Below are 10,187 nucleotides of genomic sequence, written 5' to 3'. Positions count from 1 at the left end.
GCGTTACTCGGCCTGGAAGCACCGGACGCGATCTTTATCGGCGGCGGCGTCACCCGCGACGGTGTGCTCGACACCTGCTGGCAGCACCTGCGCCCTGGTGGGCGTTTGGTCGCCAATGCGGTGACCCTGCAAAGCGAAATGACCTTGATGGCGTGGCGCGCGCAACATGGCGGCGAGCTGACGCGCATCCATGTGGCCCAGGCCCAGCCGCTGGGTGAGTTCGACACCTGGCGCCAGGCGCTGCCGATCACCTTGCTGGACGTGGTCAAGCCGCTATGAAACGCATCCTGTTGTTGGGCGGCGTCACCGAAGCGCTGGCCATCGCCCGCACGCTGGGGCCGGAGCATATCTATAGCCTGGCTGGGGTTGGGCGCGTGCCCACTGACCTCACCTGCCAAGTGCGCGTCGGCGGCTACGGTGGGCATGCAGGCTTGGCGCAATTTGTGCGCGATGAGCAGATCAGCCTGATCCTCGATGCCACCCACCCGTACGCGGCGCAGATCAGCCAGAACGCTGCCACGGCGGCAAAAATGTGCGGCATTCCCTGCTGGGCGTTGCGGCGCCCGGCGTGGCAGCCGCAGGCGGGTGATGACTGGCGCGAGGTGGGGGATTGGGCTGAGCTGATCGAAGCCTTGAAACCCTTCAAACGTCCGTTGTTCACCTTGGGGCGTGAGCCGTTGCAGCACCTTGACGAAATCCCCGCCGATCAATTCTGGACGCTGCGCGCACTGGATGTATATCCGGGCAATGAGCGCTGTGAAGTCATCGGCGCGCGTGGGCCGTTTCTGATTGAGGACGAGCGCGCGTTGTTTGAACGGCGTGGAATTGATGTGTTGATCAGCAAGAACAGCGGCAGTGCGGCGACCGAGCCGAAGCTGGAAGTGGCACGCGAGCTCGGGGTGCCGGTGTTGGTGTTGAAGCGGCCGGTGTTGGCCGGGGTGGATCGAGAGCTTTTGTCGCCCGCAGAAACAATCGATTCATTGGCAGATTTTCTTCGATAGATCAGGATCGTTCGCAGCCTCTGGCAATTCTATTTGTTACCTCAAGGGACGGCGATGAACCAACAATACGAAGTGCTACACTCCAAGAATAATTCAAGCCAGACTCAATTATATTCAGGAGCTGACATGATAGAAGTTAAAGAGGCCGTACAAGTCGCCAAGGCGGCAGCAAACGACTTCCTCGGGCAAGAAACGGAATTGCAAGACCTCATGCTTGAGGAAGTCGAGCTAAATTCAAGCGGTAAAACATGGGTAATCACGTTGGGCTTTAATGTTCCAACCCCTGATAAATATGAAAGGTTAGGCGCGTCCTTAGCCGGACGAATGCAGACCAGGAAATACAAAACATTCATCATCGACGCGGAGACAGGTGAGTTCCGCTCCATGAAGATCCGCGAAGTATGATAGATGCCTATATCAAGCAGTACCGTAGAAAGGGAATTATAGTCGACACCAACTTGCTACTCCTGGCGCTGATAGGTGGAACGCCCAGCGTTGTAGAGTTCAAGAGAACTCGGGGCTATACCAATGAAGACTACCGCCTTTTGCTCACCATGATTGATCAGTTCGAAAGACTTGTTTCCACGCCTCACATTCTTGCAGAAGTCAGCAACCTGACAAATGGATTGTACGGGAGCAAGTTGCACGATTTTTACGCGACATTAAAAAACTCACTTTCAACAATTATTGAAATTCACTCCCCAGCCTTGGACATAAGTCGCGATTATGAGCTGTCGCCCTACGGCCTTACTGATGTCGGAATTATCGCACTCGCTAAAGATAACTATCTAGTTTTGACTGATGACCTTAGAGTCGCCGGCTTTGCTCACCAACATTGCGTCGATGTTGTGAATTTCAACCATATACGGGAAGCAAGTTGGGAGTTCTAAACCAATAGACGATCACTCCCACGCACGAGCGCAGGAACGATCGGTCATAGGACTGTTAACTACTCGCGACTGTCGGCCGCCTTGCACCTTCCTGCACCCGGTCAGCCAGCAACTGCGCCAGCTCAATCAACTGCGCAACGCCCAGCAATTCCTCTCGCTTCGGGCCATCCAGGTCAAACGCAAGGTCGCAACTCAGCGCATTAGCCGAGGCGAGTGTTTCGCTGAGGTTGACCAGCAGGTCTTCGGTGCTGATTCCGTCGGCTACGGTGAATAGCCGTACGGGGGGATTTGGGGTGGGTTTGATCATTGTGAATTTCCTTAATCTAAATGGAGCCGCCACTGATCGCCGCGATGCGATAGAGGGTGGCAGCTGTGCGCAGGTTCGCGGACCGGAGATTAAGGAAACCGGCATACCCGAAGGTATCCCGCGCACAGCCACCATAGCGCCGCACAGTAGACGATAAAAAAGCGTCAACTGAAAGGAGGCAATGCTTAATCAATCCGGGCCGCGACGCCCGACCGCTGCGTGTGCAGCGGCGTACACAGACTAGAGTTCCACCTTCCTAGGGACAACCTTAAATCCCTGTCGGACGTTTCCGTAGACGACCACTACACTTAGGTTATGTAGAGGCTCAACTAGAAGCGGCCTACATGAGCAGGGCATTGCTCGTGCAATCAGCAAGCTCAACACCAAGCCATAGCCAAACACACACCAAACTGTGGGAGCTGGCTTGCCTGCGATAGCATCGCCTCAGTACTGCAGGAAAACCGAGTTGTCCGCATCGCAGGCAAGCCAGCTCCCACAGGGTTCAGCGTCACGCTGGAGATCGCGACCCGTCGGTAAAATTGGCAATCCGTGGTTCCCGGCTATCATGAAGGCAACCACTGCGACACCAAACCACACCGCCGCTTTTTACTTATGCCCCCCGATCAGGCTAAATACCCACCTGATCGCTTAACCCTACGGATTGTCCGCCATGGCCCGTCAACGCTTTGCAATTGTGTGGATCGCCTGCTTTGCAGTGCTGTTCAACGCCTTTGCCATGCCGCTGGCCAGCGCGATGCAACAGTCGCAAGACCCCGTGCAGCAATTGCTGTGGGGCAGTTTCTGTTCCTCCAATGGCGCCAGCCTCAAGACCATTGCCTTGGGCAAGTTGGACATCCCGACGCCGCCCCAGGAAGATCATTCCGCCATGCAGCATTGCTGGTGTTGCTCGGGCTCACCGCCATTAGTGGCGTTGCCGGGGCATGTGCCGCAGCTGTATGTCACACGTTTTGATGCCGTGCCGGGCCTGTCGCCGCCCGCACTGCAAGCCCCTACCCCGCGCCAGCAATGGCCGAGTCTTAACCCCCGCGCCTCTCCAACGGTCTGATTTCTTCGCAAGTGAACTGCGTTTAGAACCGTTCTGGAGAACTGCCATGCTTAAATCTTCCCTGCTGCTGGCTGCATTGTTGCTGCCGGTGTTCAGTGCTGCCAATGCCGATGACTACAAGGCCGGCAGCCTGCTGGTCAGCGATCCCTGGTCCCAGGAATTGCCGCCGAATGCGCCGACTGTCGCTGCCTATTTTGTGATTCATAACCAGGGCGAAAGCGCTGATCGTTTGCTTAGCGTCGACACGCCTGTGGCGGCCAAAGCCGAGCTGCATGAGCATGTGATGCAGGGCGATTTGATGAAGATGCAAAAGGTGGAAACCGTTGCCGTACCGGCCAAAGGTGATCTGACCTTCGCACCGATGGCCTACCACGTGATGCTGCTGGACCTGAAAGACCGCAGCCAACTGCGCGACGGCCAACACTTCCCACTCACCCTGAACTTCGAAAAAGCCGGCCCGGTGCAGGTTCAGGTCTCGGTACAAAAAGCGCCGCCGATGGCCGGCCACGAGCATATGCACGCCCAATAGGCCAACGTAAATGGGCGCCCCTCGCGCCAGGTTGTCGCCACACCGCCGCAGGCCCATGAGCCTGGCGCGCGGCAGTTGGATCAGCCTGTTCGCCATGTTGATGATTTTTATCGGTCCGCTGATTTCCCAAGCGATGCCGATGGATCATCACGCCGGTATGTCGATGCAAATGTCCATGGACATGCCGTCGACCAGCCATGGCGAGCACACGCCAGCTCCCAGCGAACACCACGCCCTCTGGGCAAAGTGCGGTTATTGCGACCTGCTCTTCAGTTGCCCGGCCCTGCCCGGCAGCATCTCCCATGTCAGCCTCGGCACCCCGCCACCGGCGAATGCCCTGACGCCCGCCACCCGCCTGGGCCACGCCCGGCAGAGCATCTTCCCTGGCGCCCGCAGCCGCGCCCCGCCTATCGCTTCGTAAGCACTTCACAGCATCACTTCACACCGGCCGACTTTAGACAGACAGCCGCAGGCTGCTGGCCGTGTTGTTTACGATTGATTGATGGAATTTGTCATGTCCAGGTTTTCTGCTGACTCCCGATTGGGATGTACCCCCGTTCTCGCCGTTCTGTGTGGCGCGCTGTTGGCACCACACGCGCAGGCTGAAGATCACGAGTTGAGCCCCACGGTGATCACCGCAATCGCCCCCAGCTCACCGCTGACCGTTGTCACCAACCCCAAAGACCCACGCCAACCGGTGCCCGCCAGCGATGGCGGCGACTACCTCAAGACCATCCCCGGCTTCGCGCTGGTGCGCAACGGTGGCACCAATGGCGACCCGGTGCTGCGCGGTATGTTCGGTTCACGCCTGAATATCCTCACCAATGGCGGCATGATGCTCGGCGCCTGCCCAGGGCGGATGGACGCGCCCACCTCGTATATTTCGCCGGAAACCTACGACAAGCTCACCGTGATCAAAGGCCCGCAAACCGTGCTCTGGGGGCCTGGCGCGTCAGCCGGCACCATCCTGTTCGAGCGTGAGCCCGAGCAATTCGGCGAGCTGGGCACACGGGTCAATGCCAGTGTGCTGGCCGGCTCCAACGGGCGCTTCGACAAGGTGGTCGATGCCGCTGCCGGTGGGCCTTTGGGCTATGTGAGGGTGATCGGCAATCAGGCCCACGCCGATGATTACAAGGACGGCAGTAACAACACCGTCGCCTCGCGCTACGACAAGTGGAATGGCGACGTGGCCGTCGGTTTCACCCCCGATGCCGACACCCTGCTGGAGCTCACTGCCGGCCGTGGCGATGGCGAAGCGCGCTACGCCGGGCGCGGCATGGATGGCTCGCAGTTTCTGCGCGAAAGCCTGGGGCTGCGGTTTGAAAAGTCCAATATCGGTGAGGTACTGGATAAGGTCGAAGCGCAGGTCTACTACAACTACGCCGACCATGTGATGGACAACTACAGCCTGCGTACGCCGTCGGGCACCGGCATGATGGCCGGGCCGATGGCCTCCAACGTCGACCGCCGCACCCTCGGTGCACGCATCAAGGCGACCTGGCGCTGGGCCGATGTGCAACTGATCAGCGGCCTGGATGCGCAGACCAACGAGCATCGCCAGCGCAGCAGCATGGGCATCGACACCTACAAGGAACTGCCACGGGTCAAGGATGCCAATTTCCACAACTACGGCGTGTTCAGCGAGCTGACCTGGTACGCCGCCGACCGCGATCGGCTGATCACCGGCGCCCGCCTGGACCGCGCCTCGGCCAAGGATTTCCGCCAGACCACCGGTTCGGGAATGATGTCGCGCCCCAACCCGACCGCCGACAACACTCGCGCTGAAACCTTGCCATCGGGCTTTGTGCGTTATGAGCACGACCTGGCCGACACACCCACCACCGTCTACGCAGGGCTCGGGCATTCGGAGCGTTTCCCGGATTATTGGGAGCTGTTTTCGCCCAACACCGGCGCGGTCGGTTCGGTAAATGCCTTCGACGGCGTGAAGCCGGAGAAAACCACCCAACTCGACTTCGGTGCGCAGTACAAAACCGCCGACCTTGAAGCCTGGGCCTCGGGCTATATCGGCCGGGTGCAGGACTTTATCCTGTTCGACTACAAGCCCGGCATGATGGGTACCACGTCCCAGGCCCGCAATGTCGACGCGCGCATCATGGGCGGTGAACTGGGCGCAGCGTACAAACTGACCCAGCACTGGAAAGCCGACGCCAGCCTCGCCTACGCCTGGGGCAAGAACACCAGCGACGGCAAGGCGCTGCCGCAGATGCCACCGCTGGACGCGCGTTTGGGCCTCACCTACAGCCAGGACGACTGGAGCGCCGGCGCCTTGTGGCGTGTGGTCGCGGCGCAAAACCGCATCGACCAGAACAAGGGCAACGTGGTCGGCAAGGACTTCGACAAAAGCAGCGGTTTTGGCGTGTTCTCGCTGAACGCGGCGTACCGCATCAATAAAAACTTCAAGGTCAGCACGGGCGTCGACAACCTGTTCGGCAAAGCCTATGCCGAGCATTTGAACCTGGCGGGTAACGCAGGCTTCGGCTACCCGGCCAACGACCCGCAAGCCATCAAGGAGCCGGGGCGTACGCTCTGGACCAAAGTCGACATGAGCTTCTAAAAGCATCGCGGGCAAGCCCGCTCCCACAGGGAAATGCATTCCAAATGTGGGAGCTGGCTTGCCTGCGATAGCGGCCTGACAGACAAAAAATATCTAAAGCCTTGCGGAGCCTAATGATGACCACCCCAAAAATTTCCTTCTACAACCTGGCCTGGCGCTGGCACTTCTACGCCGGCCTCTTCGTCGCCCCGTTCATGGTGCTGCTGGCCCTCACCGGCATCATCTACCTGTTCAAACCCCAGCTCGACCCGCTGATGTACGGCAACCTGCTCAACGTGCAAAGCGCCGAGCACGCCCTCAGCGCCGACGAACAACTGCAACGCGCCCAGGCAGCTTTTCCCCAGGGCAAAATCAGCAAATACCTGCCACCCGCCGACGCCACCAGCAGCGCGCAATTCGTGATGCACAACGATGGCCGTGAAGTGACGGTGTTCGTCGACCCGTATCGCGGCACCGTCCTCGGTGAACAGGATGCCCAATACAACCTGCAAGCCATCGCCCGCGCACTGCATGGCGAGTTGATGATCGGCACTGTGGGGGATCGCCTGGTGGAACTCGCCGCCGGTTGGGGCGTGATGCTGGTGGTGTCGGGCGTGTACCTGTGGTGGCCACGCGGCAAGTCTTCGGCGGGCGTGTTGTGGCCACGGTTCAACAGCCGTGGCCGAGTGTTTTGGCGCGATATGCATGCGGTCGCCGGTTTCTGGGGCGCGGCATTTTTGCTGGTGATGCTGCTCAGCGGCATGACCTGGACCGGCTTCTGGGGCAAACAATACGCCGAGCTGTGGAATAAGTTTCCCGCCGCGATGTGGAACAACGTGCCGCAGTCCAACCAGCAAGCGCGCAGCCTCAATACGGCCAGCCAGCAGACTGTGCCGTGGGCAATGGAGAACACGCCAATGCCCATGTCCGGCGACCACGCCGAACATATGAACCACGGTGCGATGCATTCAGGCCCTGCCGCGCCGACTGTACGCCTGCAACAAGTGGTCGACCTGGCCAACGCGCGCAAGGTCGAACCCGGCTACAGCATCACGTTCCCGACCACCGCCGAAGGCGTGTTCACCGTCGCGGTGTTCGCCAACGACCCACGCAATGACGCGACCCTGCATGTGGATCAGTACACCGGAAAAGTGCTCGCCGATGTCCGCTGGGAACACTACAACCTCGTCGCACGCGCCACCGAAACCGGTGTAATGCTGCATGAAGGCAAGATGTTCGGCTGGATCAATCAACTGATCGTGCTGGTGATTTGCCTGATGATTTTACTCAGCGCGGTGAGTGGCGTGGTGATCTGGTGGAAGCGTCGCCCACACGGTGGGTTGGGGGTGCCGCCGTTGCGCCATGACCTGCCGAAGTGGAAAACCGCGATGGTGATCATGTTCGCGCTGGCGATCATTTTCCCGTTGGTGGGTGCATCGCTGATCGTGGTGTGGGCGCTGGATCGCCTGGTGCTGGCGCGCCTTTTCAACCAACGTGAATCGGCCTCAGGTTCTGCATGAAGCAGGCGAGATGCCCACGGCAGAGGCCTTCTGTAGCCTTGCGCGACTTTTGTCGCGCAGCCAATAAGTGTTAACTTATAACACTTTCTGCGTTATCGTTGCTCGCCGCGCCCTGCGGTGAGCACCCCTCTCAAGAAGCGATTGATCGACCGATGAACAAGTACCTCGCGTCCGGCCTGTGCCTGCTCGCCCTGCATAACAGCGCCCAGGCCCTGACTCTGCCCGCCAGCCCCGTGACCGCGCCCGCCGTGGATGACGAGCGCGTTGACCTGAACACGCCGACCACCGCCGGTTCGCGCTTGAACCTCACGGCCTTGCAAACCCCGGGCAGTGTCGAGAGCCAGACCGGCGAAAAAATCCGCGAGCGCGGCGACGCCAGTGTGCAGGACGCCATCTCCCGCGCCACCGGCATCAGCCGCACCGGCTCGCCGGGCGACGGCGGCACGTCGTTGCAGGCCCGTGGTTTTACCGGGCAGAGTTCGGTGCTGCAGCTGTACGACGGGCAGCGCATGTTCGACGGCGCAGGCACGTCCACCTTCCCGGTGGACACCTGGTCGGTTGAGCGCGTGGATGTGCTGCGCGGCCCGGCCTCGGTGATGTACGGCCAGGGCGCCACCGGCGCGGTGATCAATACGATTGCGAAGAAGCCGTTCACCGGCGAAATCGAAAACCATGTGCGCCTGGGCTACGGTTCCTATGACCGCCAACAGCAAGCGCTGGACAGCGGCGGCTCGCTGACTGACACACTGAGCTACCGCCTGAACGTCAACCGCCTGCGCAGCAACGGTTTCATCGCACGCGGCGACTCCGCCAGCGATTTCGTCAGCGGCGCGCTGCGCTGGCAGCCGGCCGACACCCTGAGCTTCACCCTGGCCCACGACTATGGCGACCAGAGCCCGCAGAACTACTACGGCACGCCACTGATCAACGGCCAGTTGCACAAAGGCCTGCGCGACAAGAACTACAACGTCAGCGACGACAAACAGCACTACAACGACCAGTGGACGCGCCTGACCAGCGAGTGGCAGATCAACGACAACGTCACCGCCACCAACGAGCTGTCGTACCTGAAAAACCAGCGCCGCTGGCAGAACGCCGAGAGCTACAACTTTGTGAATGGCGGTTTGGTGCGCCAGGACTACCTGGGCATCAAGCACAACCAGGAACAGGTCGGTGACCGCCAGACGTTCACGTTTAAACACACACTGTTCGGCCTCGACAGCCAGACGGTGACAGGCGTTGAGTACAATCGTATTCGCTTCCGCCTGGCCAGTAACGCGCCGTTTAACGACGTGCCAGGCGGCGGCCAGCCGGTGGATATTCAGCATCCGGTGCCACAGCCGTTTGAAAGCAGCAGCCCATTCATCCCCCAAGCGGTCACCACCACCAAACAACTCGCAGCCTTCGCCGAAAACCGCCTGCAATTGACCGACAAACTCTCGCTGATCACTGGCGCACGCCGCGACTACCTGCACATCGATAGCAATGATCTGACGGCTGCGAACACAGATTCCGACAAGACCCTGACCGGCAGCAACTGGAAAGCCGGCCTGGTCTACGCGATCACACCGAGCACTTCGGTCTACGGCCAGTACGCCACCAGCACCGACGGTGTCGGCAGCCTGATCAGCCTGAGCCCGAGCCAGCAGCAGTTTGGTTTGTCCACCGCCAAACAGGCCGAAATCGGCTTCAAGCAGGCGTTCTGGGACTCGCGTGGTGAATGGACCCTGGCGGCCTATCACATCGTCAAAAAGAAACTGCTGGTGAGCATCCCCGGCACCACCCTCAAGGAGCAAGTCGGCCAGCAATCCTCCAACGGCCTGGAAGCCAGCCTGGACCTGCAACTGCCCAACGCCTGGCAGCTGCAAGCCAATGCGGCCATTGTGCGGGCGCAGTACGACGACTTTTCCGAAGTGGTCAACGGCCAGGCTGTTTCCCGCGACGGCAACCGCCCGGTGGACGTGCCCAACCGCACCGCCAACCTGTGGTTGAGCAAGGCGGTGACCGATGACATTCGCGCTGGTGCCGGTGTGCGTTACGTCAGCGCCCGTTATGCCGACACCGCCAACAGCAGCGAAGTGCCGAGCTACACCGTGGCCGACGCCAGCGTATCGTGGAGGGCCATGCGCAATACCACCCTGGGCCTTGAGCTGAACAACCTGTTCAACCGCACCTACGCCGTCAGCCAGTACAACAACGGCCAACAGTGGATACTGGGTGAGCCGCGCTCGTTCTTCGTCACGGCGGACTACACCTTCTAACCGAAACACATGGACTAGTGTGGGAGCTGGCTTGCCTGCGATAGCGGTCTGCCTGATAC

10 protein-coding genes and 1 pseudogene are annotated in these 10,187 nt (G+C 60.2%); 10 read left to right on the top strand and 1 reads right to left on the bottom strand.

The window, feature by feature from the left end:
- The 4 genes and pseudogenes from FEM54_RS14605 to FEM54_RS14590 all read left to right on the top strand — a co-directional run.
- Positions 1-279: pseudogene (locus FEM54_RS14605) on the top strand (cobalamin biosynthesis bifunctional protein CbiET); the annotation flags it as partial.
- Positions 276-1,001: a cobalt-precorrin-6A reductase gene (locus FEM54_RS14600; protein WP_138451579.1), complete on the top strand. Its 726-nt coding sequence runs from the start codon at positions 276-278 to the stop codon at positions 999-1,001. The pseudogene FEM54_RS14605 and the gene FEM54_RS14600, both read left to right, overlap by 4 nt.
- A gap of 126 nt (positions 1,002-1,127) precedes the next feature.
- The gene (locus FEM54_RS14595; RefSeq protein ID WP_065930623.1) at positions 1,128-1,406 is read left to right on the top strand and encodes a hypothetical protein; all 279 of its coding nucleotides are present in this window, start codon (positions 1,128-1,130) and stop codon (positions 1,404-1,406) included.
- Positions 1,403-1,891, top strand: a complete 489-nt coding sequence (locus FEM54_RS14590) for a PIN domain-containing protein (RefSeq protein ID WP_138451577.1) — start codon at positions 1,403-1,405, stop codon at positions 1,889-1,891. The genes FEM54_RS14595 and FEM54_RS14590 overlap by 4 nt, the downstream gene beginning before the upstream one ends.
- A gap of 55 nt (positions 1,892-1,946) precedes the next feature.
- Here FEM54_RS14590 and FEM54_RS14585 read toward each other — a convergent pair whose 3' ends face one another.
- Positions 1,947-2,198, bottom strand: a complete 252-nt coding sequence (locus FEM54_RS14585) for a DUF6124 family protein (RefSeq protein WP_122528293.1) — start codon at positions 2,196-2,198, stop codon at positions 1,947-1,949.
- A 670-nt stretch (positions 2,199-2,868) separates the two neighbouring features.
- On the opposite strand from FEM54_RS14585, the gene FEM54_RS14580 reads away from it, so the two are divergent.
- The 6 genes from FEM54_RS14580 to FEM54_RS14555 all read left to right on the top strand — a co-directional run bounded on the left by FEM54_RS14580 (position 2,869) and on the right by FEM54_RS14555 (position 10,128).
- Entirely contained in the window at positions 2,869-3,264 is a 396-nt protein-coding gene (locus tag FEM54_RS14580; protein ID WP_068931263.1) for a DUF2946 domain-containing protein, read from the top strand.
- A 46-nt stretch (positions 3,265-3,310) separates the two neighbouring features.
- On the top strand, positions 3,311-3,793 hold the full coding sequence (locus FEM54_RS14575; protein WP_017136762.1) for a copper chaperone PCu(A)C: 483 nt from the start codon (positions 3,311-3,313) through the stop codon (positions 3,791-3,793).
- Positions 3,794-3,803: 10 nt separating this feature from the next.
- Positions 3,804-4,214 carry a DUF2946 domain-containing protein gene (locus FEM54_RS14570; protein ID WP_138451575.1) on the top strand — a complete coding sequence of 137 codons (411 nt, stop codon included), beginning with the start codon at positions 3,804-3,806 and terminating at the stop codon, positions 4,212-4,214.
- Positions 4,215-4,307: 93 nt separating this feature from the next.
- Positions 4,308-6,368, top strand: coding sequence for a TonB-dependent copper receptor (locus FEM54_RS14565; RefSeq protein WP_138451572.1), 2,061 nt, complete (start codon positions 4,308-4,310; stop codon positions 6,366-6,368).
- A gap of 116 nt (positions 6,369-6,484) precedes the next feature.
- Positions 6,485-7,867, top strand: a complete 1,383-nt coding sequence (locus FEM54_RS14560) for a PepSY-associated TM helix domain-containing protein (RefSeq protein WP_138451570.1) — start codon at positions 6,485-6,487, stop codon at positions 7,865-7,867.
- A 152-nt stretch (positions 7,868-8,019) separates the two neighbouring features.
- Entirely contained in the window at positions 8,020-10,128 is a 2,109-nt protein-coding gene (locus FEM54_RS14555; RefSeq protein ID WP_138451568.1) for a TonB-dependent receptor, read from the top strand.
- The last annotated feature ends 59 nt before the right edge of the window (positions 10,129-10,187 follow it).

Origin of the sequence: Pseudomonas edaphica, assembly GCF_005863185.1 — a bacterium.
Classification (GTDB): Bacteria; Pseudomonadota; Gammaproteobacteria; order Pseudomonadales; family Pseudomonadaceae; genus Aquipseudomonas; species Aquipseudomonas edaphica.
The sequence above is the reverse complement of the archived record's forward strand: the minus strand, read 5'-3'. Positions and strand labels throughout refer to the sequence as shown.

Excerpts from the sequence above, each read along its gene's own strand:
- FEM54_RS14585 (WP_122528293.1), bottom strand. The coding sequence starts at position 2,198 with ATGATCAAACCCACCCCAAATCCCCCCGTACGGCTATTCACCGTAGCC.
- FEM54_RS14555 (WP_138451568.1), top strand. The coding sequence starts at position 8,020 with ATGAACAAGTACCTCGCGTCCGGCCTGTGCCTGCTCGCCCTGCATAAC.
- FEM54_RS14565 (WP_138451572.1), top strand. The coding sequence starts at position 4,308 with ATGTCCAGGTTTTCTGCTGACTCCCGATTGGGATGTACCCCCGTTCTC.
- FEM54_RS14600 (WP_138451579.1), top strand. The coding sequence starts at position 276 with ATGAAACGCATCCTGTTGTTGGGCGGCGTCACCGAAGCGCTGGCCATC.
- FEM54_RS14580 (WP_068931263.1), top strand. The coding sequence starts at position 2,869 with ATGGCCCGTCAACGCTTTGCAATTGTGTGGATCGCCTGCTTTGCAGTG.
- FEM54_RS14590 (WP_138451577.1), top strand. The coding sequence starts at position 1,403 with ATGATAGATGCCTATATCAAGCAGTACCGTAGAAAGGGAATTATAGTC.
- FEM54_RS14575 (WP_017136762.1), top strand. The coding sequence starts at position 3,311 with ATGCTTAAATCTTCCCTGCTGCTGGCTGCATTGTTGCTGCCGGTGTTC.
- FEM54_RS14570 (WP_138451575.1), top strand. The coding sequence starts at position 3,804 with ATGGGCGCCCCTCGCGCCAGGTTGTCGCCACACCGCCGCAGGCCCATG.
- FEM54_RS14560 (WP_138451570.1), top strand. The coding sequence starts at position 6,485 with ATGACCACCCCAAAAATTTCCTTCTACAACCTGGCCTGGCGCTGGCAC.
- FEM54_RS14595 (WP_065930623.1), top strand. The coding sequence starts at position 1,128 with ATGATAGAAGTTAAAGAGGCCGTACAAGTCGCCAAGGCGGCAGCAAAC.